The sequence below is a fragment of the Vibrio sp. KUL78 genome (genome assembly GCF_059725505.1).
Genome location: NZ_AP045838.1, coordinates 922,957 through 948,144 on the forward strand (window position 1 = coordinate 922,957; position 25,188 = coordinate 948,144).

At 44.7% G+C, this 25,188-nt stretch carries 26 protein-coding genes; 14 read left to right on the plus strand and 12 right to left on the minus strand.

Annotated elements, in window-relative coordinates; all coding sequences use genetic code 11:
* The first annotated feature begins 26 nt into the window (after positions 1-26).
* The 4 genes from AC6I8Y_RS20750 to AC6I8Y_RS20765 all read left to right on the plus strand — a co-directional run bounded on the left by AC6I8Y_RS20750 (position 27) and on the right by AC6I8Y_RS20765 (position 4,418).
* Positions 27-512 (plus strand): acyl-CoA thioesterase, encoded by a 486-nt coding sequence (locus AC6I8Y_RS20750; RefSeq protein ID WP_042469983.1) that lies wholly within the window; start codon positions 27-29, stop codon positions 510-512.
* 186 nt (positions 513-698) lie between these two features.
* The gene (locus tag AC6I8Y_RS20755) at positions 699-2,510 is read left to right on the plus strand and encodes an alpha-amylase family protein (protein ID WP_498022971.1); all 1,812 of its coding nucleotides are present in this window, start codon (positions 699-701) and stop codon (positions 2,508-2,510) included.
* A 177-nt stretch (positions 2,511-2,687) separates the two neighbouring features.
* A complete protein-coding gene (gene malE, locus AC6I8Y_RS20760) occupies positions 2,688-3,863 on the plus strand; it encodes a maltose/maltodextrin ABC transporter substrate-binding protein MalE (protein ID WP_498022973.1) in 1,176 nt (391 codons plus the stop codon).
* A gap of 396 nt (positions 3,864-4,259) precedes the next feature.
* Positions 4,260-4,418, plus strand: a complete 159-nt coding sequence (locus AC6I8Y_RS20765; protein ID WP_197058645.1) for a hypothetical protein — start codon at positions 4,260-4,262, stop codon at positions 4,416-4,418.
* Positions 4,419-4,496: 78 nt separating this feature from the next.
* On the opposite strand, the gene AC6I8Y_RS20770 is transcribed toward AC6I8Y_RS20765, so the two are convergent.
* Positions 4,497-6,128: a glycoside hydrolase family 13 protein gene (locus tag AC6I8Y_RS20770; RefSeq protein WP_498022975.1), complete on the minus strand. Its 1,632-nt coding sequence runs from the start codon at positions 6,126-6,128 to the stop codon at positions 4,497-4,499.
* 116 nt (positions 6,129-6,244) lie between these two features.
* Between AC6I8Y_RS20770 and AC6I8Y_RS20775 the strand changes: the two genes are divergently transcribed.
* A complete protein-coding gene (locus tag AC6I8Y_RS20775; protein WP_498022976.1) occupies positions 6,245-7,162 on the plus strand; it encodes a LysR family transcriptional regulator in 918 nt (305 codons plus the stop codon).
* A gap of 80 nt (positions 7,163-7,242) precedes the next feature.
* On the plus strand, positions 7,243-7,491 hold the full coding sequence (locus AC6I8Y_RS20780; protein WP_128650112.1) for a hypothetical protein: 249 nt from the start codon (positions 7,243-7,245) through the stop codon (positions 7,489-7,491).
* On the opposite strand, the gene AC6I8Y_RS20785 is transcribed toward AC6I8Y_RS20780, so the two are convergent.
* Positions 7,472-8,395 (minus strand): cation efflux transmembrane domain-containing protein, encoded by a 924-nt coding sequence (locus tag AC6I8Y_RS20785; protein ID WP_128650111.1) that lies wholly within the window; start codon positions 8,393-8,395, stop codon positions 7,472-7,474. The two genes, AC6I8Y_RS20780 and AC6I8Y_RS20785, sit on opposite strands and share 20 nt — an antisense overlap.
* A 317-nt stretch (positions 8,396-8,712) precedes the next feature.
* Here AC6I8Y_RS20785 and AC6I8Y_RS20790 point away from each other — a divergent pair, with 317 nt between their 5' ends.
* Positions 8,713-9,021: a VPA0510 family protein gene (locus AC6I8Y_RS20790; RefSeq protein ID WP_234496372.1), complete on the plus strand. Its 309-nt coding sequence runs from the start codon at positions 8,713-8,715 to the stop codon at positions 9,019-9,021.
* 214 nt (positions 9,022-9,235) lie between these two features.
* Here the strand turns inward: AC6I8Y_RS20790 and malG are convergent, their stop codons facing one another.
* From malG to malE (AC6I8Y_RS20805), 3 genes are all read right to left on the minus strand, one after another.
* Positions 9,236-10,126, minus strand: a complete 891-nt coding sequence (gene malG, locus AC6I8Y_RS20795) for a maltose ABC transporter permease MalG (RefSeq protein WP_042469972.1) — start codon at positions 10,124-10,126, stop codon at positions 9,236-9,238.
* A gap of 11 nt (positions 10,127-10,137) precedes the next feature.
* Positions 10,138-11,709, minus strand: a complete 1,572-nt coding sequence (gene malF / locus AC6I8Y_RS20800; protein ID WP_394149200.1) for a maltose ABC transporter permease MalF — start codon at positions 11,707-11,709, stop codon at positions 10,138-10,140.
* Positions 11,710-11,786: 77 nt separating this feature from the next.
* Positions 11,787-12,968: a maltose/maltodextrin ABC transporter substrate-binding protein MalE gene (gene malE / locus AC6I8Y_RS20805; protein WP_234496370.1), complete on the minus strand. Its 1,182-nt coding sequence runs from the start codon at positions 12,966-12,968 to the stop codon at positions 11,787-11,789.
* 759 nt (positions 12,969-13,727) lie between these two features.
* On the opposite strand from malE (AC6I8Y_RS20805), the gene malK reads away from it, so the two are divergent.
* Positions 13,728-14,837, plus strand: coding sequence for a maltose/maltodextrin ABC transporter ATP-binding protein MalK (gene malK, locus AC6I8Y_RS20810; RefSeq protein WP_498022978.1), 1,110 nt, complete (start codon positions 13,728-13,730; stop codon positions 14,835-14,837).
* 68 nt (positions 14,838-14,905) lie between these two features.
* On the opposite strand, the gene AC6I8Y_RS20815 is transcribed toward malK, so the two are convergent.
* From AC6I8Y_RS20815 to AC6I8Y_RS20825, 3 genes are all read right to left on the minus strand, one after another.
* Positions 14,906-15,211 (minus strand): hypothetical protein, encoded by a 306-nt coding sequence (locus AC6I8Y_RS20815; protein ID WP_498022980.1) that lies wholly within the window; start codon positions 15,209-15,211, stop codon positions 14,906-14,908.
* 18 nt (positions 15,212-15,229) lie between these two features.
* Positions 15,230-16,021, minus strand: a complete 792-nt coding sequence (locus AC6I8Y_RS20820) for a hypothetical protein (RefSeq protein ID WP_498022982.1) — start codon at positions 16,019-16,021, stop codon at positions 15,230-15,232.
* 83 nt (positions 16,022-16,104) lie between these two features.
* Entirely contained in the window at positions 16,105-16,755 is a 651-nt protein-coding gene (locus tag AC6I8Y_RS20825; RefSeq protein WP_498022983.1) for a curlin subunit CsgB, read from the minus strand.
* A 396-nt stretch (positions 16,756-17,151) separates the two neighbouring features.
* Between AC6I8Y_RS20825 and AC6I8Y_RS20830 the strand changes: the two genes are divergently transcribed.
* From AC6I8Y_RS20830 to AC6I8Y_RS20840, 3 genes are read left to right on the plus strand one after another with little or no spacing between them, the layout of a single operon-like run.
* Positions 17,152-17,580, plus strand: coding sequence for a curli production assembly/transport protein CsgE (locus AC6I8Y_RS20830; RefSeq protein ID WP_234497828.1), 429 nt, complete (start codon positions 17,152-17,154; stop codon positions 17,578-17,580).
* 25 nt (positions 17,581-17,605) lie between these two features.
* Entirely contained in the window at positions 17,606-18,007 is a 402-nt protein-coding gene (locus AC6I8Y_RS20835; protein WP_498019600.1) for a curli assembly protein CsgF, read from the plus strand.
* A 17-nt stretch (positions 18,008-18,024) separates the two neighbouring features.
* Positions 18,025-18,861 carry a CsgG/HfaB family protein gene (locus tag AC6I8Y_RS20840; RefSeq protein WP_234496365.1) on the plus strand — a complete coding sequence of 279 codons (837 nt, stop codon included), beginning with the start codon at positions 18,025-18,027 and terminating at the stop codon, positions 18,859-18,861.
* A 77-nt stretch (positions 18,862-18,938) separates the two neighbouring features.
* Here AC6I8Y_RS20840 and AC6I8Y_RS20845 read toward each other — a convergent pair whose 3' ends face one another.
* Positions 18,939-19,415, minus strand: coding sequence for a DsbA family protein (locus AC6I8Y_RS20845; RefSeq protein WP_498022984.1), 477 nt, complete (start codon positions 19,413-19,415; stop codon positions 18,939-18,941).
* A 261-nt stretch (positions 19,416-19,676) separates the two neighbouring features.
* Entirely contained in the window at positions 19,677-20,357 is a 681-nt protein-coding gene (locus AC6I8Y_RS20850) for a LuxR C-terminal-related transcriptional regulator (RefSeq protein ID WP_234496364.1), read from the minus strand.
* 689 nt (positions 20,358-21,046) lie between these two features.
* On the opposite strand from AC6I8Y_RS20850, the gene AC6I8Y_RS20855 reads away from it, so the two are divergent.
* Positions 21,047-21,586, plus strand: coding sequence for a hypothetical protein (locus AC6I8Y_RS20855; protein WP_498022985.1), 540 nt, complete (start codon positions 21,047-21,049; stop codon positions 21,584-21,586).
* Positions 21,587-21,694: 108 nt separating this feature from the next.
* A complete protein-coding gene (locus AC6I8Y_RS20860; protein ID WP_498022986.1) occupies positions 21,695-22,663 on the plus strand; it encodes a hypothetical protein in 969 nt (322 codons plus the stop codon).
* 59 nt (positions 22,664-22,722) lie between these two features.
* Here AC6I8Y_RS20860 and AC6I8Y_RS20865 read toward each other — a convergent pair whose 3' ends face one another.
* On the minus strand, positions 22,723-23,403 hold the full coding sequence (locus AC6I8Y_RS20865; RefSeq protein ID WP_498022987.1) for a LuxR C-terminal-related transcriptional regulator: 681 nt from the start codon (positions 23,401-23,403) through the stop codon (positions 22,723-22,725).
* A 369-nt stretch (positions 23,404-23,772) separates the two neighbouring features.
* Positions 23,773-23,973, minus strand: coding sequence for a restriction endonuclease subunit S (locus AC6I8Y_RS20870; RefSeq protein ID WP_234496360.1), 201 nt, complete (start codon positions 23,971-23,973; stop codon positions 23,773-23,775).
* Between the two features lie 246 nt (positions 23,974-24,219).
* Here AC6I8Y_RS20870 and AC6I8Y_RS20875 point away from each other — a divergent pair, with 246 nt between their 5' ends.
* Entirely contained in the window at positions 24,220-25,176 is a 957-nt protein-coding gene (locus AC6I8Y_RS20875; RefSeq protein WP_394149219.1) for an AAA family ATPase, read from the plus strand.
* Positions 25,177-25,188 lie beyond the last annotated feature (12 nt).

Sequence of the window (25,188 nt, forward strand, 5' to 3'; positions counted from 1 at the left end):
CAGCTCAAATAAAAAGGATTACACAAATGAGTAGTGGCAGAAGAGAGACAACCCTTCGTTTTCTTGCTGAACCGGGCGATGTTAATTTCGGTGGCAAGGTACACGGTGGTGCCGTGATGAAATGGATCGATTTAGCAGCCTATGCATGTAGCGCCGCTTGGAGTGGCAAATACTGTATTACGGCTTATGCAGGTGGTATTCGATTTGTTCAGCCGATTCATGTCGGCAACTTGGTCGAGGTTAGCGCAAAGGTCATTTATACCGGCAGATCCTCAATGCACATCGCTATCGACGTACAGGCAAGTGATCCCAAAGAGCTACAGAATAGACTCACCACACACTGTATCGTGATTATGGTGGCAGTCGACGAAGACGGTAAACCCACTTCAGTGCCAGAATGGGTGCCGGAGAGTGAAGAAGACATCAAACTTCGCGACTCCGCGATCAAGCTAATGAACATGCGTAAAGAGATTGGCGAAGAGATGGAAGCGCACGTTAAGTATCTCAAGTAATGCCCTGCTAGCTTCACCTCATGACAGAAGGCAGATCTCGTGACGAAGATCTGCCTTTTCTAACAAGGTCTCATCTACGCCCTAAACTCACCCCAAAAGGATGAGTTTTTGCTAAACGACTTCATCTACACTCGCCGCATATGATAGATTTTTTCTATATCCTGAGAGTGAGCATTGAGAGATCTTATGTCTACCCTTCCGATCGATAATAACAATCAAAAAATACACTTATACCAAATCTTCACACGCCTATACGGCAACAAAAAGACATCCAATAAACCTTGGGGAACTGCCGAGGAGAATGGTGTAGGTAAGTTTAGTGACATCAACGAATCTGCCCTTACCGCAATAAAAGAGCTCGGCATGACACACGTGTGGTACACAGGTGTCCCTCATCATGCCCTAGTGCGTGACTACACTGAGTTTGGTATCAGCAATGATCACCCTGCGGTTGTTAAAGGTCGTGCAGGTTCACCCTATGCAGTCAAAGACTATTACTCGGTAAACCCTGACTTAGCGGACAACCCAGCGAACCGAAACGAGGAATTTCGCGAGCTTATCCAGCGCACCCACGAAGCGGGCCTTAAAGTCATCATTGATATCGTGCCTAATCACGTGGCTAGACAATATCAAGGTCTCAACAACCCACTTGGTGTTACGGACTTTGGTGCAGAGGATGACACCGGCTTAGAGTACTCACGCGAAAACAATTTCTACTACATTCCCAACCAAGGATTTGAGTTACCGGATATTCCCGACCATCTTGTTCCGCTAGGCGGGGAACCACATCCGCTGCTGGCCACACCTTACCTTGAGTATCCAGCGAAATGGACAGGCAATGGCTCACGCAGCGCAAAACCAAATGTCGATGATTGGTACGAAACAGTTAAGGTCAATTACGGCATCAGACCTGATGGCACAAAAGATTTTCCAGAACTGCCAGAGTGTTATCGAAGCAAAAATGCACAACAACATGCCGACTTTTGGTATGCCAGAGATGTGCCTAGCTCTTGGAGAAAATTTCGAGACATAGCACTCTACTGGCTAGAACAAGGGGTTGATGGGTTTCGCTATGATATGGCCGAAATGGTGCCTGTCGAGTTTTGGAGCTTTCTCAACTCATCCATCAAAATGAAGAACCCACAAGCATTCCTGGTTGCTGAGGTCTATCAACCTCATTTGTATCGCGATTACATACATCTTGGAAAGATGGACGCGCTGTACGACAAGGTTGATTTATACGATACCCTGAAAGGCATTATTCGCGGTCATACGCGCACCGGTGAAATCACTCGAATTCAAAATGAGCTCGCAGATATCGAGCCAAATATGCTTCATTTCCTCGATAACCACGATGAACAGCGCATTTCTTGTGAAGCCTTTGCTGGCAGTGCAGGAGCGGCTCTACCAGCTATGGTCTTATCCGCGACTATCAGCCGAGCGCCAACCATGCTCTACTTCGGACAAGAAGTAGGTGAAGCTGGCACAGAAATGGCAGGTTTTGGGCAGCCGACAAGAACCTCTATCTTTGACTATATCGGCGTACCAGCACACCAACGTTGGATGAACGATGGCGCTTTTGATGGCGGTCAGAGTTCCCAGCAAGAGAAACAGTTGCGGGACTATTATCAGCGTCTAATGCAAGTTTCACTCTCTTGCCCGGCCTTTAAAGGTGGCATGGTCCCGATAGGTATAGAGCAGGATTCAGCGCATGGAGAACTTGCCCACAGGCTTTACGGGTTTGTTCGCAGCTGGAAGGAGCATAAGGCATTGGTTGTCACCAACTTTGATGCTAATAGCGCTACCACGTGCCCTATTGCACTCTCAGAGGCCAGTTTTGATGCTTTGGCGCTGCCGGATGGTAACTACCCTCTTAGCTGTTCACTAGAGCCAAGTAAATCCGCCGTCCTACGAGTGCAACAAGGCCGAGCAGTACTCGATATGAACATAAAGCCATTAGCCTCACATATTTTCGAACTGACCTCTGTTGCAAAGTAGCCTCAGAAACTCAGGCGTGCCTAAGCTTAAATGCTGCGGCACGTCATTTAGGTAACTCAGATCACAAAGCAATCAGGTGAAATAGAAATAAACTATACCACTATAAACTTAGCCTATTTTCTCTTCCTCCAACATCAGACTATTCTGGGTCCAATGCAAATGGACAGGATAGTCATAATGAAAACACTAAAAACATCCTTAACTGCTTTAGCACTAACAACGTCAATGGCTACGCCCGCACTCGCGGTCACCGAAGGTGAACTGCTTATCTGGATCAACAGTGATAAAGGCTATGAAGGACTCGCAGAAGTCGGCCGTCAGTTTGAAGAAGATACCGGCATCAAGGTCAGTGTTCAGTTTCCTGAGTCTCTGGAAGCTCGTTTTCAACAAGTGGCGGCTACTGGCGATGGCCCCGATATTATTTTCTGGGCTCATGACAGATTTGGAGGCTATGCGGAATCCGGCTTACTCCGTGAAGTAAATCCAAGCAAAGAGTTTCAGGAGAAACTGGTCGACTTTAGCTGGGATGCCGTCAATTACAAAGGTAAATTGATTGGCTATCCTCTCGCCATTGAGGCTATCTCACTTATCTACAACAAAGACCTATTGCCAGAGCCTCCAAGCACATGGGAAGAGCTGCCAGAAATTCACGCCAAAATGGCAGCGCAAGGCAAAGGTACTATGATGTGGGATGTGAAAAACGCCTACTTCACCTGGCCAATTGTTTCAGCAGGCACCTACTCATTCGCGAAAACTGCAGATGGTCATGATGCAAATGACATTGGCATCAACAACCAACAAGCGCAAGAAAACTTGGCATTCCTATTAGATATGAAGCAGCATGGCGTATTCGACCCTGGAATGGACTACGCCAACGCCGAGTCATCGTTCGTTAAAGGTCAAGTCGCAATGACCATCAACGGACCTTGGTCATGGGGCAACCTCGACAAAGCAGGTATTAATTATGGTGTGGCTGCCTTCCCTACTTTGGATGGCCATAAGTCCAACCCATTTGTTGGTATTTTAAGTGCGGGTATCAGCTCCGCGAGTCCAAATGAAGATTTGGCGGTCGAGTTCATTGAGAACTATTTGTTTACTGATGATGCTTTAGAGACCATCAACAACGATAAACCTCTGGGTGCTGTCACTCTCAAGTCATTCCAACAATCATTAGAATCCGATGACAGGATCCATTCTACCATGATTAACGCCGAAAACGGTGAAATCATGCCAGCCTTACCGCAAATGATGACGTTCTGGATGTCAGAGGGCGCAGCCATTGAGAACGCTCTCACCGGCCGTCAAACGGTCAAAGCCGCTTTGGCCACAGCAGAGAAACAGTTAGTGAAGTAACCTTCACCATAGTTTGGACCTAAATGGTTTTGCCCACACTAGCAAGTGGGCTTTTTTCTATCTGCAATTTTTTTCTATCTGCAAATAGCGAAGTTGTTAGCAAATATATTAATGGAAAGTTGGCAAAGCCTCGCCCTAGTTAGAAGCATCTACGCAAAAACCACGTGAGAACAACATCTTGACGTTGTCACTTCTTTCATAGTGAACATTTAATTGTAAATGGAAGATCACACTCTGCTCTGGATTCACAAAACCGACATGGAATTAACCCAAAATACTGGCTATACACAAAGATACCGTCAAACGATCCTCTGAGGATCGAGCGCGTAAAAAGAGCTGATGTGTCCGTCACCTAGCGCGATAGCATCAGTGTTAGTTGAATATAGGAGAACTAATATGGACCGTACTTGCCCAATGTGTAATACCCCTATGATTGAGAGAAACACAGAACACGTATGCCCTAGAAATGAGATTGGTGATTGCTCCTATGACCCCTACTACCATGAGCTAGAAATTGAGATTGAGCTAGATAAAGAAGGTGATCGCTCGTTCTAGTTTCAGACAAAGCGCAAAGCAAAAGGCGAACTAAGTATTTAGTTCGCCTTTTGCTTTTTTTAGCGCTTATCCACATAGTTAGGTTAACTGAATGACCATCGCATCATATGGCTGCAACATTAAACTATCGAGGTTTTCAAGCTTACCACGTCCATTTGAGAGTAAGATATTTTGGGTAAATTCGTTATATTGGCTCAGATCTACCTGGTGATTTTCACTGCTGAAGTTAGCAACAACTAATAAACGCTCTTCACCAAGATGACGTAAATAAACAAACACGTCTTCATGCTCTTCTAGTAGAGGACGAAACTCTCCATACACTATGGACTTGTGCTGCTTACGAAGAGAAATTAACGCTTTATAGTACTGGTAAATTGAGTCGTCGGAAGCTAAATCCTTCTCCACATTCACCTCTGTGTAGTTTGGATTCACCTCAATCCACGGCGTACCTTTTGTAAAGCCAGCTTGCGGCTCTGTAGACCACTGCATAGGCGTACGGGCATTGTCTCGACCATTTTCTTGCAGCGCTTGCATCATCTCGTCATGACTGATACCTGCGTCTGTCTTGACCTTATAAAAGTTCAGCGACTCGATATCTCGGTATTGCTCAAGATGCTCAAAGTTTGCGTTGGTCATACCAATCTCTTCACCTTGATAGATATATGGAGTACCTTTAAGGCAATGCAAAACGGTAGCCAGCATTTTCGCAGACTTAACACGATGCTCTCCATCATCGCCATACTTCGACACTGCACGAGGAAGATCATGGTTATTCCAGAATAATGAATTCCAGCCCGTATCCTTGAGCTCTAGTTGCCACTTCGTTAGTACTTCCTTAAAAGCCCTTAAATCTAACTTAGCAGGCTGCCATTTATCCCCGTCTTTCCAAGTTAAGGTGATATGTTCAAACTGGAACACCATTGACAGCTCACCTCGTTCGGGTGCGCTGTATAATTTGGCTATCTCCGGCGTTGCGCCCCAAGTTTCTCCTACTGTCAGCAAGTCCTTATCACCAAACGTCGCTTGGTTCATTTTCTGAAGGAGTGGGTGTAGGCGCGGTCCATTGCCTGTGATGCCCTTGTCGATATCTTTACCAATGAGATCGATAACATCGAGTCTAAAACCACCAATCCCCTTCTCTATCCACCAGTTCATCATTTGATGAACTTCATCGTGGACCTTTGAGTTTTCCCAGTTTAGATCAGGCTGTTTTTTGGAGAACAAGTGAAGATAGTACTGCTGAGTCGGCTCGTGCCACTCCCATGCGCTACCACCGAATATGGATTCCAAATCGCTAGGCGCGCTGCCGTCAGACTTTGCATCTCGCCAGACATAGTAATCGCGATATGGCGAGTCTTTTGACTCACACGCTTGTTGAAACCAAGAATGTTCATCGGATGTGTGGTTAACAACAAGGTCCATCACGATACGAATATTCTTTTGTTTAGCTTCCTCGATCAGTGCTTCCATATCCTGCATAGAGCCAAACTCAGGGGCAATGGCTTGATAATTAGAAATATCGTAGCCGTTATCATCCATCGGTGACTGATAGACAGGCGACAACCAAAGAACATCGACGCCCAAACCTGCCAAATAATCGAGCTTTGAGCGAATACCATTTAGGTCACCAATGCCATCACCGTTGGAATCGCAAAAGCTTCGCGGGTAGATTTGATAGACCACAGAGTCATGCCACCATTTTTGTTCCATGAACCGATCCTTTACTAATATTGATTTTCCACCACTTTACGAAGTTCACGCTGGGATTAAAAATAGAATCTTCGTATAATCCTATAGTTTTTTTATATAGCAGAGCTTTCGATGCCATGGCACTAAATAAATCGATAAAGTACTTCTTAGCGGTAGCAAAACACGGCAATATCAAACGTGCCTCTGATGAACTCTACATTAGCCAACCCTCACTCACCGCGGCGATCAAAAAGCTAGAAAGCGAGATGGGAGCACCACTTTTCAACCGTCTCTCAAAAGGTGTGGAGCTGACGGCTTATGGTCTTAAGTTTCGCGAGTTTGCTCAAGAACAGCAAGAGCATTACTTTGCGCTAAAACACCAGTTTAATGATATGCAGCAGCGGCAGTTTGGTAAGGTGAAAATTGGTACTGGTGAAGTATGGTGGGAAGGGTTCGTTAAGCGCTCAGTGATGGACTATCAAGCGATACATCCAGCAAGTTCTTTTCATCTTGAGTTTGGCAACAATCTCTCTTTACTGCATCACTTGATCCAGGGTGATATAGATTTATTTATAGGTCATGAGGTTTCAGACTTGTCCGAATCCTGTCGCGTCGCGTTCCAACCTTTATTTCAAGACTTCGAAGCGCTCTATGTTTCAAATCGCCATCCCCTCGCCACTGGCATCACTAATAACGGTGTGATTAGCGATTATCCTCTACTCAGAGTCACTCCAAACCATCCTAGGCATCAATCCGTTTTATTGAATGGCCTGCCGCACGATGAACTGCTGGACGAACGTATTATCTATGACGTGTATTCAGTAATGGCGAGTATTGATATGCTTCATATAACCCAAGCGGTGATGCCATATAGTCATAGAGCACAAGAGTGGCTAACGAGACACGATTTAGTTGCCATTCACCTCGATGATGAAAAGATCGGAAACATTGGTATCTACACCAAACAAGGGGAAGCGAAGCGAAACGTGGATGAGTTGATTGAACTTCTGAAGTCCAACGCTGATATCGCGTACACAAATGTAAATTCCCTGTAAGGTCACTCGATTGTCATCTTTCTTTCATTAAAGTTTGATGTAATCGCAACTCCTATTTTAGTAAGAGACAGGAGCTCGACTTGACCCTTAGCGACATCACCTTAAGTGAAACCACATTGACCAACTTAAAGTCTGTTGAATATCAATGGATTAGAACCATGTATGTCGAGGGGTATCAAAGAGAAGAGATCAACCACTACATCAATGCTTGCTTTGGTGGTGATGATGTATTTGCTGATTTATTTCAGAGAGTCGCACTGGAGCAAGAAAGCTTATATGTCTTACTCCAGTACGTAGGGTGTGCGCCCTCTAGCCGTGAACTAGGTTAGCGCTATCTTCTGTAGTGGGTGAGCGTTTCAGAATGACATCCACTTCGGTCACCGTATAAGGCTTATCGACCTTACAACTAACATCTTCCACAAAGCGCTCGTAGCTCTTAAACGTCATCGACTCTCGCTTCGGATCAACGTATATCGATACCCAAGTTTTTCTACCCAACTTGGTAATGAAAATATCGACAATCTCAATCTCGTATTCTTGTGCCAAGCCTTTTAAGCTGCGGTAGATCGGTTTAGTGTGCTCAATTGGAGGCATGGCTAGAGTAAGCTCTCGCATACCATTCTTTATGAGTTTAATCGGGTCACTGATAAACGCGAGACTGAACAGCACCACTAAGATTTGGTCGATGTAACGCCCAACCCATCCAAACGACGTCTCTTGGATAATAATCACCAGCACCAATGCGACACCGATAGCACCGGATATCACACCATTGATAAACCAAGCATTCTTCTCTGCCTTGAGGATATCTGAGTTAGACTGCTTGTGGCCTATGTGGCACGCCCAATAAAGAAGTGCACATAGAATCACTGCAGGGAACACGTAGACGGCCATTAGACCCAATGCGGGCTCTCTACCACCAGCAAGGATCACAGGAATATTACTGCCCACCGCAAACGCGATCAAAATCAGTATCGTTATGCCTTTAATCACCACAATTAGCGGCTCAAACGCAAAGAAGCCGATGGGATAATGTCTTGACGTGCCAGACTCTGTAAGCTTCGCGATACGCAATGAGGCGAACGATACCACAGCTGAAAGCAGGTTAAACGAAGCATCTAATAAGATGGCACTAGAACCCGAAATAGAGGCCATAATACCGCCCCAAAGCGCGAGAATACCGGCACCTACCGCTGAAATTATTAATGCTCTGGATTCATTGATTTTTATCATTTGGTCATCCTTTCCAAACGCAGTAACTATTACTATTGTGTTAATTCTTATAACACAGCTATATGACCATTCCTATGGCGGACACACCGTTTGCTCAAAGTTAGTGCAAACGGTGACATCACTTATCACATTCCTACGTTAGGTCAGCTTAGGAACAATTCGTTTTCCACATAAAAACAAAAGTATCAAAAGGTAACATCCTGACAAAGTTGGGGATTTCTTTGCGATTCCCGTACGGTCGCTAACCGTCGGGTAACAGGACTATGACCCTAGGGATCTACATTGTTCACTCCAAGAACCTATTAGAGACGCGAATAATGTCCAAATTAAAACTTTCTGCAGTGGTAGCCATTCTCGTTGGTCTAGTGAGCCTTAATGCTTCGGCACACCCTCAAGGACACCACAAGCACAAACATAAACATAAAGGAAAACCCCACAAGGAAGTCGTAGTCGTTAAGAAGTACCACCCTTCCCCTAAGAAGCGCCCAAAGCATCGACACTACCACTACAAAAAAATGCCGAGGCACACGACGTACATAAAAATCGGCAACTTCACCTATGCACGTGTGGATGGACATTACTACCGCAGACAAGGCGACAATTACGTCAACGTCATCATCAAGTAACAAGTGGGAAAAGTCATCTAGGTGTAGAAAAGAAGAAGCCCGAGCGAATGCTCGGGCGTCGGTTACAAGAACTGTTAGTCGTGATAGTAAGGAATCCGTTTAACAGCCAGCTATACGTAACACCAGTGTTGCTTATTTAACTTGTCGGCGGCCAAACCAATAGGTGTTAAACAAGACAAAAAAATGGGTGACCTTGCGGTCACCCTTATCGTTTTTATCCTTTGACACCGCCGGCGGTCAAACCACCAACCAGCCAACGCTGTGCGAGTAGGAATACGACTGTGATAGGTAGTGCTGATAGTACTGCCGCTGCCGCGAAGTCACCCCATAGGTAGTTCTGAGGGTACAAGTACTGCTGCATACCAACCGCTAGTGTGTACGAGTTTACATCAGAAAGTAGTAGTGATGCTACCGGTACTTCACCAACAACCATGATGAACGACAGAATAAATACAACCGCTAGAATTGGCACTGATAGTGGCAGAAGAACTAGGCGGAATGCTTGCCATGGCGTTGCACCATCAAGTGCTGCAGCTTCTTCTAGAGAGCCATCAATCGTTTCGAAGTAGCCTTTGATTGTCCATACGTGAAGTGCAATACCCCCCAAGTAAGAGAAAATCAGACCGCCGTGTGTATTCAACCCTAGGAACGGAATGTACTGACCTAGTTTGTCGAACAATGCGTAAATCGCTACCAGTGCTAGTACCGCTGGGAACATCTGGAAAATCATCATCGCTTTTAGGATGGTTGACTTACCTTTAAAGCGCATACGAGCAAACGCGTAAGCAGACGTTGTTGATAGACATACAATCAAGATTGATGAAATACCCGCAACTTTAATTGAGTTCCACAACCAAGTTAGTACTGGGAACGGAGGCGGTGTTACTGAGCCGTCTGCGTTCGTTACCGAGAAACCTAGTGCTAGTTTCCAGTGTTCTAGCGATGGGTTCTCTGGGATTAGGCTACCTGTCGCAAAGTTACCTTCACGGAATGAGATCGCGATAATCATCAGTAGTGGGAAAATAATCAGCGATAGGAAAGCCCACATAGCGATGTGTGTTGCCCAAACGCGGTATTTTAATGACTTACCTTGTACCATTGCCATTTTAGGCCTCCTTAGTCTTGAGCTACTTTCGTGACGCGTAGGTTAAGTAGTGCTAGTGCACCTACTAGTAGGAAGATCAGTGTTGCGATTGCACTCGCTAGACCGAAGTCTTGACCACCAGAACCTTCAAACGCGATACGGTACGTGTAGTTAACCAATAGGTCGGTGTAACCCGCTGGCTCAGAAGTACCAATCATGTTAGGACCACCGTTCGTTAGAAGGGCAATCAGTACGAAGTTGTTGAAGTTAAACGCGAAACTAGCAATCAGTAGCGGAGTAAGCGGCTTAATCATCAGCGGCATTGTGATCTTAGTGAAGTTCGAAACAAAGTTTGAACCATCGATTGCTGACGCTTCATACAGGTCATCAGGAATCGCTTTAAGCATACCCATACATAGAATCATCATGTAAGGGAAACCTAGCCAAGTGTTCACGATAAGAATCATCACTTTAGCCATCAGTGGATCAGAGAACCAGTTCGGGCTAATGCCAAATAGACCTTCAAGTAGCATGTTCACTTCACCAAAGCTTTGGTTGAACAAACCCTTAAAGATTAGAATCGAGATAAATGCTGGTACCGCGTATGGAAGAATCAGTAGTACACGATAAACAGCGCGACCGCGTAGTGCTTCCCATTGAACAACACTCGCCAGGATAAGACCAATCAGTACCGTTAGAGCGACGCTCACTGCAGAGAATACGATTGTCCAGATGAAGATGCTGATGAATGGTTCTTTGATACCGTCGTCTTTCCAAACACGTTCAAAGTTATGTGTACCAATACCTACAATGAAGCCAGGAGAGACTGTGTTACCAACAAACTCACCACTGTCATTCACTGGTTGGTAAAAACCTACTTCCATATTTGGACGTAGTAGATCGCCAGTCTTGTTGTCGCGTAGGTCATCAGTGCCTTCAACAAACGTATAAAGCGGCTGTACCGATGCGAACTTACGAAGGCCACTCATACGAATGTCTTCACCACTCGGCATATGCAGATCAATCGTGTTTAAAGTAGAACGGTTTTGAATGATCGTTTTGATCTGTTCCTTATCACCAGCCTGAGTATCTACCGCCGATAGGTCGTAATCAGCTGATGGGCTAGAGATATCAAATTCAGGTGTAGCGAGCAGCTGTTCACCGTCTTTCACATAGATGCGGTGACCGTTTTCTGTCTTATAAAGATCAAACGAGAAGCTCTCACCAGTTTGGAAAGTGCGTTGCATCAGAACGTTTTGAGTTCTTTCCAAAGAGAGTTGGTTCTTCGCGCTGTAGTTCGTGAAGGCTAGGCCTACCGTGTACGCCAAAGGGAAAAGAATAAAAAGGATCATACCCGCAATACCTGGATAGATATAACGGTGCGCGTACGTTTTCTTACTGCCGAAAATATAAAGTGCCAGAGCGGTAAGAATCACAGTAAGCAATGCGAATGCAAGCTCACCACGGGAATACATAAGAATAGTCGCGTAACCATTGATAAGTCCCACTGAGCCAAGAAGTCCCCACTTGATGAATACTTTCTTGCTGCTTGGAACTGTACTAGTTTCAGCTGACATGGCATCTGTACCTTGAACTGACTGCATAAAAGGACCTGCTAGCGATAATACAAAAAATAAAAGAAGGAGGGGTTGCCCCCTCCTTAAAGGGTAGTTCTAGAAAATTACTTAGTCATTTGCTTTTCAGCATCAGCAACTGCTGCGTCAACTGATTGGCGACCGTCAACTACGTTGATGATAGCGTTCTTAGCAGAAGCCCAGAATGCGCTCATTTGTGGAACGTTAGGCATGATTTCACCGTTCATCGCGTTGTCCATTGTCGCTGCGATACGTGCATCAGAACCTAGCTCGTCTTGGAATGAAGTTAGAGCAACTGCGCCTAGTGGCTTGTCGTTGTTCACTTCACGTAGACCGTCGTTAGTTAGTAGGTAGTTCTCTAGGAACTCAACCGCTAGGTCACGGTTAGGTGACGCAGTGCTGATACCTGCTGTTAGTACGCCAACGAAAGGCTTAGAAGCTTGACCGTTGAACTTAGGAAGCGTAGCAACACCGTAGTTGATGCCAGACTTCTCGATGTTCGCCCAAGACCATGGACCATTGATAGTCATTGCAGTCTTACCTTGGTTGAACGCAGACTCAGATACTGAGTAGTCCATGTCTGCAGAGATAACGCCTTTGTCTACTAGACCTTTAACAAAGCTAAGCGCGTCCTTCACACCTTCTTTAGCGATACCTGCGTCTTTAACGTCGTAGCTACCACCGTTGTATTTGAATGCATAGCCGCCGTCAGCAGCCATTAGAGGCCATGTGAAGTACGGTTCTTTTAGGTTCCACATGATTGCAGTCTTGCCATCTTTAGCAAGTTTTGCGTTCAATGCTTCAACTTCTTCCCAAGTCTTAGGTGGGTTTGGAACCAAATCTTTGTTGTAGATTAGAGATAGAGATTCAACTGCTACTGGGTAACCGATGATTTTGCCGTCGTACTTAACTGCGTCCCATGCGAAATCAACGATGCCTTCTTTAGTTTCTTTAGAAGGTTTAACCTCAGCTAGCAAACCTGCTTGAGCATACTCACCGAAACGGTCGTGTGCCCAGAAAATGATATCAGGACCATCACCAGTCGCTGCAACTTGAGGGAAGCGAGCTTCAAGACCATCTGGGTGAGCAACTGTCACTTTGATGCCTGTGTCTTCTTCGAACTTTTTACCTACTTCTGCAAGACCGTTGTAACCTTTGTCACCATTAATCCAAATGGTAAGTTGTCCTTCTTCGATAGCAGCGTTTGCACCAAAAGAACCTAGAGCTACTAGGGTACCTAGAGCTACAGTGCTTAGGGCTTTTTTCATGTTTATATCCTTTTTATAGTTTTGATCGCAGGTTCATCCAGAGGTTCATCCAGAGGATTTCCCAAGTTTCGACGAGTATCATCTAAAAAATACAGCAAGCTCTCATCATCCTACTCTCTACGCCCTCGCTACAAGCGTTGATTTCCGTGACCTCAATCGCTCAAGACTATAGATCAACATCACAAAACAATCTGCACTTGTGACAGAATTCACTATTATCAGGCGCAAATTTTTGACCAAGATCTCACACGTCATTTCTACCCCCCTATCCTCCTCCTCCTTTTCTACTACCCCCATAATTATTTTTGTCAGGAGGATGTCCGAGCGACCTCAATCAAGGAAACTGCAGTCATCCAAGAGTGGATGGTAAGAACCCTTTACCAGTAAGAGCTTGTCTCTATCAGTTTCTACAAGGAACGTATACTGGGTTTTCATCGCCGGGCTCGCCAAGTAGTCATAAATTGAAGTACTAGTGGTAATTTATTTTACGGGGGAGGTTTTCAATTTGTGTCGGGGGATACTAGCGAAGTCTTGGCTTTGAGGGTGGCGCCAAATCGTACAGCGCCACCCTTTTTTCTTTCCATCTAGGACAATTTGCACTAACGAAGGAACATAAAACCCTAATATCATAAGCAAAACAGTCCTAACGCTTCAGCCATGTTGCTGGAGTCACACACTGACCAATTTCCTACTATTATTACCTGTCGAATTATCTCTATAATGACCGACGGAAAGAAAAATGAATCGAGGACGAGCTACATGGCGAGTGTCACGTTAAAAAATGTTAGTAAAGCGTACGGTGACGTACTGATCTCCAAGAATGTCGACCTAGAAATCAATGAAGGCGAATTTGTTGTCTTCGTTGGTCCATCAGGTTGTGGTAAATCAACTCTACTACGTTGTATCGCGGGTTTAGAAGACATCACGTCCGGTGATTTGTATATTGGTGACGAGCGCATGAACGATGTTGAGCCATCGAAGCGCGGTGTGGGCATGGTATTCCAGTCTTACGCTCTTTACCCTCACCTTAACCTATATGACAACATGTCATTTGGCCTTAAGCTTGCTAAAGCAGACAAAAAAGAAATTGATCGTCGTGTTGAGCACGCCGCAGAAATCCTGCAGCTTGGCCACCTGCTAGAGCGTCAACCAAAAGCACTTTCTGGTGGTCAGCGTCAGCGTGTAGCTATCGGCCGCACTCTAGTCTCTCAGCCAAACGTATTCCTACTAGACGAACCACTATCTAACCTAGATGCTGCGCTTCGTGTAAACATGCGTTCGCAAATCACGAAACTTCAACGCCAGCTTGGCTGCACCATGATCTACGTAACACACGATCAGGTGGAAGCGATGACAATGGCAGACAAGATTGTTGTTCTAGACGCAGGCTACGTTGCGCAGGTTGGTAAGCCTCTTGAGCTTTACCACTACCCTGATAACCGTTTCGTTGCTGGCTTCATTGGTTCACCTAAGATGAACTTCATGAGCGTATTCATCGAAGAAGTAGAAGCAGAGCGCGTTAAAGTTCAGCTTGCTGATGGCGACTCTTTCTGGATTCCTGTTGACGGCACAACCGTTAACAAAGGCGACCGTATGTCTATGGGCGTGCGTCCAGAGCACTTGGTATCGGCGGAAGAAGGCGATGCGAAAGTCGGTGGCGAAGTCATGATCGTTGAGAAGCTAGGTAACGAAACTCAGGTTTATCTAAACCTTGAAAGCGCAGATGCAGACGTTATCTACCGTCAGCCTGATACGCTTTCTGTTGAAGTTGGTGATAAGTTTGAGATTGGTATTCCAGCTCACCGTTGTCACCTATTCCACAGCGATGGCAAAGCTTGCCGCCGTTTGTATAAAGAAGCGGGTGTATAAGCCTTCATAACAGTTTTAAGCATCTTTGCTTGCTGAAAAACCCTCCCTTCTAACGAAGCGGAGGGTTTTTATTTTGGTGAAATATTACAGTATTCGTCTACAACAAATACCTCTTCATCAACCTTATTTATGACAGTCAAGGGAAAGGCATCTCGTTGAAGATAAAAACTCGACACGCCACCGTTTTGACTCGATGTTAATACGGAGGAGCCGCTCGTCAGAACTTGAATCCTTAGCGCTTCATTGTCTCCTACGCTGAGCTCAACCACGAAAAATGGCCCGTCTTTGTAACATTTCATGTACTCACCGAGGTTATTGGCATCAGCGAAAGTCGAACAAAGTAAAAAGGTTACCCAAAGGGTAACCTTTTTCATATAGAGGCTCATAGGAGATTAGTACTGAGTCACTGTCACTGACGTATTGTGAGAGTTTGTTTGAGCAACATACGATGCATCATCCCACGTTTGTGTTACGTCTACCATATTGTTAGTGGATGAATGTAGGTAAACTTTAGAGTCGTTGCGGTTGCCTTTTTGGTTCACACTGATTTCGTTGTCTGAACTAGCAGCGCGCAGAGACACGATCGACGTGTTGTCGAAGCGAGAGGTATTCTTACCCTGTTTAACATCTACTCTGTTGTTAGATGATGCCGCATCAAACCAAACTTCAGAGTCTTGTTGTAAGCCATTCTGTACTACAGTCGTCTCGTTACCTTTACTCTTATTAGTAGAACGAACACGAGACCAGTTATCTACCCCGTTTTGCGTAACTGAAACAGTTGAGTTGTCTTCATCGTGTGCCATGTACACAACAGAGTCGTTAGCGTGACCTGTCTGCATGATATCGACATCTGCGCCACCAGTTTTGCCTGCGATTTTAACCAAAGAGTCATTGAAGCTGAAATTACCAGACTGTGTAATCGCCACATCATTATTGTTACCTGGGCTTTGCAAGCGAATATCGACTGCGGAACGGTTACCGTCAAACACGCCGAGTTCACCCTGCGTTACCGTGACCGTAGTTCCTTGGTCATTGGCTTGTAGCACCACACTGTTGTTGTCTTGACCTTGATTGGCCAGTTGACCGTAGCCACCGAAGTTGACTTCTTTACCCGTTGCAGGACCATTCGCCAAAGCCGTAGTAGAAGCCAATGCCAAACCTATACACAAAACTAACTTTTTCATAATCACACCTATTTCCTTTTTTTCTTTCCTTGTCGACAGTTTTTCTCTTGCGAGAAACTCTTTCTAAACCGCGCAGCTACCACTCAATTCGCTTGGTTTATATAAACTCTCATGGCACTCGACGCATTGATGATGGCTGCATCGCCACCGTCTTGCGAAATACCGAGATTGGCACCACCTCCAGCAACAACAAGCGCTATATTGTTGTCATTTTGCTGATTGATGCTTAGCCTGTTGGAGGAGCCTGAGAAGTTGGCCTGCCCTAGCAACGCTAGATTGTTGTCACCTTGTTGATTGACCAGCGCTTCTCCGTTAAACCCTATTTGCCCAACAGCAGCAGCGTTGTTATCACCCTCTTGGTTGATATACGCCACGTTGTTATTACCCTTTTGTCCTACTAAAGCGGTATTACTCACTCCTTCTTGCCTTACTCTCGACCGATTCCCTGCACCAGGTCCGTGACTTTTTTGCGAGACGATAACAACCGAATCAAATGAGTTGACGATCTCTATCTCCGACAGGTTGTCTACGTCTCCCGAATACGAAGCGAGGTCCTCATAATCGCTTACAATGTCCTCACTCACGCCATGTAAAAAAGAGCCACTCGACGATAAACTGCCGTTTGGTGCCAGCACTAATGGAGAGGACGAAACGGGTAATGATGTAGACGCCATTAGAATGGCGCCAATTACCCCATTCCACACCAATTGCCCTCTGTTTCTTGACCATCCCATGTAAGCTCTCCTTGCGTTCAACAATGTTTGTTTGACTACGAAATGAACTGAGTAAATACATTGGATGAACACCCAAGATGTATTTAAGGTCCAGTTAACGTGTCGAATATTGTTGCGCCTTGGTAAGAGTAAATATTGGTGGGGACATTAACCCTAAACTTAAATTGATTTATCAAATTAAGTTCTCAATGAGATGTGCAATATCTTCTATGAAATGGTCATCGCAAGTATGAAAAAATTAATCTAATAACTAGTGCTCTAGTTTATTTTGGATTCATATTCGGTGGATTAATCTTAATGGTGTCGGTGTTATACCGCTTCTCTTGTATCGGAAATGGATTTCAAACGGGATTAGGGATGGAAAAGCTGCTTCCTTCAATTGCAACCTTGCTACTTATGACTAGCTCTACCGTGGCCGCGGAGAGTTTGGAGAGTAGTGCACCCCTTGAAAATGGTGGCAAGCTCGAGAGCCACGAAGCTTCTCCGTTTTACAACTATAACGAAGTAAGCGGTGTCATCGTCGATAGAACGATTACACGTCTGGGTGAGGATTTTTATTTTTTCTTTTCTCAGCAACTGAACGATCAGTACCCAGACTTACAAGAAAACCTTTCGGTCAAAGAAATACCCACAGCATTGTCCGGCAGTATTATTGAAGTGTTTCACTCAAGGCAAGTGATATATAGAACCGCTCTTTCTCCTGGTCGAAGACAAGCAAAAGATAGAGCAAACGATGCCATTAGAGTGGTAGGCAATTATATGATCCGTTGGCAAGCAGAAAGGCTGTATTTAGACACTTTCGATTTAGAGCATGATGAATTCTAAGGAGTCAGGGATGGCAAAAGCAACCATGAAACTTACCCTGTTAGCGGCAGCTATAATGACGCCGCTGTATGCGTTTGGAACGGAACTTATCTATACCCCAGTCAACCCAAGCTTTGGGGGAAATCCGTTAAACAGCACCATTTTGATCAACCACGCCAACGCGATTAATGATTACGAAGATCCAAATGCCAGCACGTTTGACTTCGAAGAAGAATCTTCGTTGGACAGACTAGCCTCGAGCTTGGAGTCACGATTAATCAGTCAGTTGCTTGCAGATATTGGTAACGGCAACACAGGACAACTCGAGACCGACGACTTCTTCCTAAATGTCGTCGACGATTCTGGCACTCTACTGGTGCAAATCGTCGATAAGTTAACTGGTGAATCGACAGAAATCAGTGTTTCTGGACTCAATCCCGACCTCTAATTTACAAGGAAAGTGTTATGAAAGGTCTCGTTATGCTATGCCTAGCGGCAATGCTGGGTGGGTGTGCTTATTCCCTAGATATTCCAGATACCTCAGCGACACCAAAGCTAATGCCAAGAGGGGCAACTTACACAGATCTCGTGTCACTCCCTAAGCCTGCGGGAAAGATTTTAGTCTCGGTGTATGACTTCAGAGACCAGACTGGTCAATACAAGCCCCAGCCAAACAGTAACTTCTCAACCGCAGTTCCTCAAGGAGGAACATCGTTGCTGACGACCTCCTTACTTGACTCACAATGGTTTATTCCCTTGGAACGTGAAGGGCTACAAAACCTGCTAACAGAACGGAAAATAATCAGAGCTGCTCAAAAGAAGGAAAAAAGCATCTCGAATCACGGTGCTGACTTATCGTCGCTCAACTCCGCCAACGTGGTCATCGAGGGAGGCATCGTCGCCTATGACTCCAACATACGCACAGGTGGTGTTGGTGCCAAATACTTAGGCATCGGCGCGTCAGGGCAATACAGAACGGATCAAGTGACAGTAAACCTCAGAGCGGTGGACGTTCGCAGTGGACAAGTCTTACTGAGTATCACCACGTCTAAAACCATTTCCTCTCATGAAATAGGCTTAGGGGCGTTCCGTTTTATCGACTACAAAGAGTTACTTGAAGTTGAGATGGGATACAGTAACAACGAGCCTGTAAACATCGCAATTATGTCAGCCATCGACGCTGCAGTGATTCATCTTATCGTGAAAGGAATGGAAAGAGGCATGTGGTCCTCCCAAGACCCAAACGCGATGTCTAATCCTATCATCGCTCGCTATTCAAACGAGACCACGGAAATACTGTAGTGCTTGAGCACGCTCTCAACGAGTAAGCAGCAAACAGGGCTATGCGGAAAAAGGAACTTACCCGTGGCCCTGTTTTTTCATCCTTGATAAAGCTCAGAGATCAGCGCCTCTAGCTCATCCATATTCTTCAATGAAGGCAAAATAATTTGTTTGTTACCATTGACGATAATCGTTGGTGTTTGGCGAATACGGTATTCACTGACCAAAAGGTTGTGCTCTCCTATTTCGTCTTTTATGCACTGGCTCGGCGTTTCGAACTTGCTCGCATCGACGCCGCAATCGTCCAATACGTCCAACACATCCTTTCTATGCCTAGGAGCCTCGTCTTTGGTAAAGTGGATCCGGCGGATAAGCGCCTTGATATAAGCGTGGGCTTTATTTTGTCGCTTGGCGACGACATATCCTTGCTGTATGTCATTACCTATCTTTCCAATAGGGACAACGACTTCCTTGACGTCCATACCTTTGTCTGAAGCAAGCTTAAGAATTGGGTCATGCACCATGGCGCAAGGCCCACAGTAAGGAGAGTGAAAAAGCATGATCGTCGGGCTCACTGTAGACTCCTATTAATTTCGAGGTAATGGATACCCTCTCGAAATTGACCAGCCAAACTAACGCTAGACACCAAGCTTAAAAGAAAGGCAGTAAAAAGACATCTCATCGCTGAAACTCCTGAACAAAAGGAGCTCAAAAGTAATAGAAACTGTATTTGTAGTGAATTCAATGAGCAATAGATAAACATAAACAAAGCAGAAGCGAATAGGCTCAGCTTCTGCTTTACATTATTACCGCGGGAACACACTAAGGATTAGTTGTTACGGCACGAACTCACTCGTCGCGACGTTGTTTTTAACCCATAGTAGCGCCTGCAGGCGATTCTTCACTTTTATCTTCTTGAAGGCGTTATGCAAATGCGCTTTAACCGTGTTTTCGCTCACAAACAAGGCATCCGCAATCTCTGTGTTAGAAGCACCATCGCCAAGCAGTTTAATGATCTGCTGCTCACGCTTGGTAAGTTTGGTGTAGTAAGGGCTGGTTTTCGCGCACTGTCGACGTCGATAAAAATGCACATACTCGTAGACAAGCTTACGACTCATCCAAAGCTCACCGGCTAAAATACGCTCGAAGCCGTTGACCAAGGTTTCTATAGTATCAGTGTCGTAAAAAACGCCAACTAAGTTCTGCCACTTAAGCATTTCAGCATGCGCCAGATTAGAAGGGGCATTGAGCAGGATTTCTTGCGTATATCCCTCTACGTCTTCAAACACCTCTAAATACTTGGCTACGTTTCTATTACCAATCGCAGAGTAATCAATAATGATATAACTCGTGTCACTACCTAGCGTTTCATCACGTTGGCTATATAGCGTCTCAGGAGACACCAAGCGTATAGTGAGCGCAACCTTTTGCTCTATGGAATCCTTGAGCAGATTAGATTGCAGGCTGTTTCCGGCCAAAAGAATAGCGTTGCGTGCGATATCCTTATCATCTGACATAACAAATCCTTCCATGTAGGTCGTTCAGTCATTCTAATTCAAGAGTATAACAGAGGATTTTTAACCTGGCAGACCAAAGTAATAGATGTGACCAAGTTAATTTTTTAAATTTCATGTAGTTAAATCCACATTCTCAGTAATGAGAAAAGTGTTATTCATGTAAGTCGTCGCATCACTCATCAGCATAAATAATGGTTCACCATTCAGCTTTAGCCATCTCCAGGCTCTCCCCAAAAACATAGCCTCAGACGCAGATATGACACTAAATAAACTTACGTTTATTTATCGAGAAGCAACGCTAAACCATATAACGCCCAGTAATCCGAATTAGATAGCCGGAGTGACTTAAAATTATCCCCCGCAATTACTAGGGATAGTTTATAAAGCCTTTACCTTTTTATACATAGTATTTAGATACAGATGGGCGGTAACAGCCCACACCAAGGTACGTAGATAAAGTTTAAAACGTACACCGAAAAATAAAAACTGAGTAACGATCATGGATAGTACATCAGCAAGGTTGCGTCATTGTTATGGCATGAAGAGCTTAGCGAATTTTCTGACACTATTTGCCTTGAGGTGTTCCGATGCTTTTTTAATAGGGACACTTCTAATCGTAGTCACCACAGTCAATGTCAGTGCGAATCCATTAAAAGGATATGCCATACCGCTCGCAAGCTCAATTTCAAATGAAGGCAAGTTTGGCACTGGGATCGAGAATTCACCTTTTTGGTTCCATCGAGCAAATAGAGAAACAACAAGATTTATCATCGACTAACGAGCTTAACGTTTCAGAGGTCGATATTGAAAGCTCTAGTGGCTCTACTGTGCACATTTTTCAAGAAAGTGATGACTGGGGTACAAACTGGGCCGAAATCACTGTTGACGGTAATGGAAATTATGTGTTGGTCAGCCAAGATGGCAGCCAAAACCAGGCTTATCTAGCACAAAGTGGCGATGACAACACCGCCCTATTATTGCAAAAGGGAGTAAATAATACCGCCCTGTTACTACAGGACGGAAACGAGAACTTTGTGTTCGTAACACAAAAAAATATGAAGGGGAGGCATCACAGCAAAGTTAGTGTTTCACAGCTAGGTAATGGTCATTCAGCCGTCATATTGGCTGGACCAAAAGCAAACGTGGGAATTGAACAAGCAGGTAGTGCGCCAAAAGCCATCATCATGGACGTATCCAGTTCAATGGCGGTTGACGTCACCAGCTATTAGGTTAGATAGGCTACTTGGCAAAATGAACCACTCTGCAGATTCATTTTGTGGGCTTAAGGCGCCTATCTGAATAGAGATCTTTTTATTAGGTATTTTAAGGAAGAAATAATGAATTATTCTAAAGTAGCAGCGTCAGTCGTTCTGACATTGGCAATGACAGGTATGGCAACCGCATCGACCTCTACCATTGAAATAACAGGTGATAACTCTAGCGGTTCGACAAGCCAATCGACACTGGCTAGCAGCACAGCCAGTATTGTGATTAAAGCTTCAGAGAGTTCATCTGTAATTTCTCAAACTGGTGATGACAGCGCGTTTGCAGACATCAAACAGAATGGTGACTACTCAGAGGCCACTATTACTCAAACTCAGGTAGACACTGCTCCAAACTATCTGAAAAAACGTCGAGCCATCATTAACCAAAGCTCAACTGCGGGTTATAACGAAGCAACAATCGTTCAAGTTACTGCAGCAGGCCAAGCCAGAATTACCCAAAGAAACAATACAGCAAACGCTCTTGCAAGTATTAATACTGAAGGTCGCGCTTTAATGACTATCGACCAAGCAAGTGTTACAGGTGCATCTAGTGCTACGATTACGAACGTTGGTGACAAGACTAATGCTACGATTAATCAGATGAGAGGCTCTAACCTAGTCGCATTGATTGACCAAACGGGTAACGAAAACAAGTCCAAAATACAGCAAGGCTACGTAAATGGATTGGAGCTAACGGACTCGACTGCAATGATTGGCGTTGCCGGTAATAAAAATGAACTATCCGTTGAGCAAAAATACGGCTCAAATAACATCGCATTGGCGGGAGCATTGGGTGACGAAAACACCATTGAGACAAAACAACATGGTAGTGAAAACTCGCTGTTAGTTACCGTAATGGGCAACGGAAACAGTGCTGGTGACGCGGACTTTATGATCTCACAAGTAGGCAGTTTTAACGCAGCAACTGCAACTGTTTGGGGAGACAATAACGTTAGTGTTATCACACAAGCAGGTGATAATCACATTGCACACAGTACGATTATGGGTAGTGGCAATACATCAACAATTACTCAACAGTAAAAATAAACAGCTCCCTTCGAGGGAGCTGCTTTTCTCTGTCAGTTCTCAAGATAGCAAAGCTAAGTTAAATACTCATGCGGTGACACATTGTCTTTCACCCAAATTAAAGCCTGCAGACGATTTGAAACATTGATTTTCTTAAAGGTATTGTGCAGGTGAGCCTTCACCGTGTTCTCGCTCAAGAACAGCTCCTCAGCGATTTGCACATTCGTTGCTCCCTCACCCAGTAATTTAATGATCTGCTTTTCTCGCTTGGTTAGATGCGTGTAATAAGGGTTCGTTGATGCACACAAACGCTGCCTGTAGAGCTTAATGTATTCATGAATCAACTTGCGACTCATCCACATTTCACCATTTAGGATGCATTTAAATCCTTTAATGAGTTTATCCATATCATCGGTACCATAGAAGATCCCCACTAAGCGCTGCCATCGAAGCAGTTCACTCTGTCTGATACCCGGTTTTGAATTAATAAGTACTTCTTGTGCCTCTTCGTCAAAGTGACTTCGCAGCTCGTTGTACTTAGTTAAATGACGTTCACTCAATGCAGGTTGATCAATAATAATCAACGACACCTCATTATCATTGTGTTGCGTTTGGTAATTGTTAAGCCGTTCGATAGAAATTAGTCGAATATCCATATCCAGCTTCTGTTCTAATAATTCCTTTAACAAACTGGATTGTAGATTATTCTCTGCCAACAGTACTGCACGTTGGCTCCTAGATTGAGCCGTTTGCATTATTATCTCCATTTAATAAATATTGTGCGTGTATCTAGTAACAAAGTTAATATTAAGGTAATTCAGGACTAATACGTCAAGACTAATTCTTGTGACACATATCCCATTGCAATCGGTTGCAATTGTTCAATATCTTATTTAACAATTAGTTACAAAGCAGTCTCAATTATGAGACGCAATGTTACTTAAGTTTACGAATCATGTTTTAATTTGATGCAGCGCACATTGAATATAATTAACTAGTACATTAGTTTAATTTTCAAATAACACTTGGAGGAAAAGCCAATAATAATTTTGGTTGGATATAGAAAAAGCCTCGAGGTTGAAATTTCAATCTCGAGGCTTTCAGGGAAACGATCGTACTAGAGACTAGTGAATCGGGGTTTGGTTGTCCTTGTTGAACTTGCCAAAATAGTGCTCTAGCACTTCTGGAGTGAGCTTGCCTTCGGCTTCCAGTCTTTTGAGTTCTGCGGCAATTTCACGTTGTTCTTCAATCGAAGGCAGCGCTACTTCTGGCTCAGACTCTACTTGAGACGCCATTTGCTCTAGCTCTTTCTCAAAATCGCTCATAATGATTAACCTCATCTGTAACTCTAAACTTCGGCTAGTGTACTCGTTTTGAGGGATCCATACCAATTATCTGTTGATCTAGGTAAGCAACTGATTGCTTTTCATCCAGCTTGCTCTTGAACTTTGTCCATAGCGCCCACAGCTATGTATTTACAAAACAATGACCTAGATTAGGGAACTTTTCTCTCATTGTTTTCTCTATTTCTTATACTGTTTTCTTAATGCTTGCTATAAGGACCCATTATCATGCCAGCACAGTCTTTCCAACAACTACAACAGTACTTGCAATCTCAAGTTATTGGCCAAGACAATCTCGTCAAGCAACTACTCGTAGCACTACTGGCTGATGGTCATATCCTCGTAGAAGGCCCTCCGGGTCTTGCTAAAACACGTGCAGTAAAATCCCTAGCAGATTGCATTGAGGGGAGCTTTCACCGTGTCCAGTTCACACCCGACCTACTTCCGTCGGACCTGACGGGTACAGACATCTATCGCCCAGAAACGGGCGAGTTTCAGTTTAAGTCTGGTCCAATTTTCCACTCATTGGTTCTCGCAGATGAAGTGAACCGTGCCCCTGCGAAAGTGCAAGCAGCAATGCTTGAAGCAATGGCGGAAAAACAGATCAGTGTGGGTCAAACAACTTATCCGTTACCGGAACTGTTTTTGGTAATGGCGACACAAAACCCAATCGAGCAAGAGGGCACCTACCCTCTTCCAGAGGCGCAACTCGACCGCTTCTTGCTTCATTTGGAAGTGGATTACCCGAATGAAGAAAGTGAGCTTGAGATTTTAAGATTGAATCGCGGCGAAGCTCAGGGCGAAACGCATCGATTTGAAACCAAGCTTTCTCAAGAATCGATATTTAAAGCACGCCAAGAAGTTCTTTCTATACACATGGCTGACGCTATCGAGCGCTACATCGTACGCTTGGTCATGGCGACAAGACAACCAAGCACGTACAGCGCCAATCTAGAAAACTGGATTGAAATGGGTGTCAGCCCTCGTGCGACCATCGCATTGGACCGGGCAGCAAGAGCACACGCTTGGTTAGCAGGGAGAGACTTTGTAAGCCCAGAGGACATCCATGAAGTTATCTATCCGGTGCTACGCCATCGCCTACTGCTGACCTATCAAGCGCAAGCAGAAGGCATTAATGGTAATGCGGTGATCGAAGAGCTGTTACGCACTGTGGCTGCAGCATAAATGGAGCCCTGG

Excerpts from the sequence above, each read along its gene's own strand:
- AC6I8Y_RS20750 (WP_042469983.1), top strand. The coding sequence starts at position 27 with ATGAGTAGTGGCAGAAGAGAGACAACCCTTCGTTTTCTTGCTGAACCG.
- AC6I8Y_RS20755 (WP_498022971.1), top strand. The coding sequence starts at position 699 with ATGTCTACCCTTCCGATCGATAATAACAATCAAAAAATACACTTATAC.
- malE (WP_498022973.1), top strand. The coding sequence starts at position 2,688 with ATGAAAACACTAAAAACATCCTTAACTGCTTTAGCACTAACAACGTCA.
- AC6I8Y_RS20765 (WP_197058645.1), top strand. The coding sequence starts at position 4,260 with ATGGACCGTACTTGCCCAATGTGTAATACCCCTATGATTGAGAGAAAC.
- AC6I8Y_RS20770 (WP_498022975.1), bottom strand. The coding sequence starts at position 6,128 with ATGGAACAAAAATGGTGGCATGACTCTGTGGTCTATCAAATCTACCCG.
- AC6I8Y_RS20775 (WP_498022976.1), top strand. The coding sequence starts at position 6,245 with ATGGCACTAAATAAATCGATAAAGTACTTCTTAGCGGTAGCAAAACAC.
- AC6I8Y_RS20785 (WP_128650111.1), bottom strand. The coding sequence starts at position 8,395 with ATGATAAAAATCAATGAATCCAGAGCATTAATAATTTCAGCGGTAGGT.
- AC6I8Y_RS20790 (WP_234496372.1), top strand. The coding sequence starts at position 8,713 with ATGTCCAAATTAAAACTTTCTGCAGTGGTAGCCATTCTCGTTGGTCTA.
- malG (WP_042469972.1), bottom strand. The coding sequence starts at position 10,126 with ATGGCAATGGTACAAGGTAAGTCATTAAAATACCGCGTTTGGGCAACA.
- malF (WP_394149200.1), bottom strand. The coding sequence starts at position 11,709 with ATGCAGTCAGTTCAAGGTACAGATGCCATGTCAGCTGAAACTAGTACA.
- malE (WP_234496370.1), bottom strand. The coding sequence starts at position 12,968 with ATGAAAAAAGCCCTAAGCACTGTAGCTCTAGGTACCCTAGTAGCTCTA.
- malK (WP_498022978.1), top strand. The coding sequence starts at position 13,728 with ATGGCGAGTGTCACGTTAAAAAATGTTAGTAAAGCGTACGGTGACGTA.
- AC6I8Y_RS20815 (WP_498022980.1), bottom strand. The coding sequence starts at position 15,211 with ATGAAAAAGGTTACCCTTTGGGTAACCTTTTTACTTTGTTCGACTTTC.
- AC6I8Y_RS20820 (WP_498022982.1), bottom strand. The coding sequence starts at position 16,021 with ATGAAAAAGTTAGTTTTGTGTATAGGTTTGGCATTGGCTTCTACTACG.
- AC6I8Y_RS20825 (WP_498022983.1), bottom strand. The coding sequence starts at position 16,755 with ATGGGATGGTCAAGAAACAGAGGGCAATTGGTGTGGAATGGGGTAATT.
- AC6I8Y_RS20830 (WP_234497828.1), top strand. The coding sequence starts at position 17,152 with ATGACTAGCTCTACCGTGGCCGCGGAGAGTTTGGAGAGTAGTGCACCC.
- AC6I8Y_RS20835 (WP_498019600.1), top strand. The coding sequence starts at position 17,606 with ATGAAACTTACCCTGTTAGCGGCAGCTATAATGACGCCGCTGTATGCG.
- AC6I8Y_RS20840 (WP_234496365.1), top strand. The coding sequence starts at position 18,025 with ATGAAAGGTCTCGTTATGCTATGCCTAGCGGCAATGCTGGGTGGGTGT.
- AC6I8Y_RS20850 (WP_234496364.1), bottom strand. The coding sequence starts at position 20,357 with ATGTCAGATGATAAGGATATCGCACGCAACGCTATTCTTTTGGCCGGA.
- AC6I8Y_RS20855 (WP_498022985.1), top strand. The coding sequence starts at position 21,047 with ATGAAGGCAAGTTTGGCACTGGGATCGAGAATTCACCTTTTTGGTTCC.
- AC6I8Y_RS20860 (WP_498022986.1), top strand. The coding sequence starts at position 21,695 with ATGAATTATTCTAAAGTAGCAGCGTCAGTCGTTCTGACATTGGCAATG.
- AC6I8Y_RS20865 (WP_498022987.1), bottom strand. The coding sequence starts at position 23,403 with ATGCAAACGGCTCAATCTAGGAGCCAACGTGCAGTACTGTTGGCAGAG.
- AC6I8Y_RS20870 (WP_234496360.1), bottom strand. The coding sequence starts at position 23,973 with ATGAGCGATTTTGAGAAAGAGCTAGAGCAAATGGCGTCTCAAGTAGAG.
- AC6I8Y_RS20875 (WP_394149219.1), top strand. The coding sequence starts at position 24,220 with ATGCCAGCACAGTCTTTCCAACAACTACAACAGTACTTGCAATCTCAA.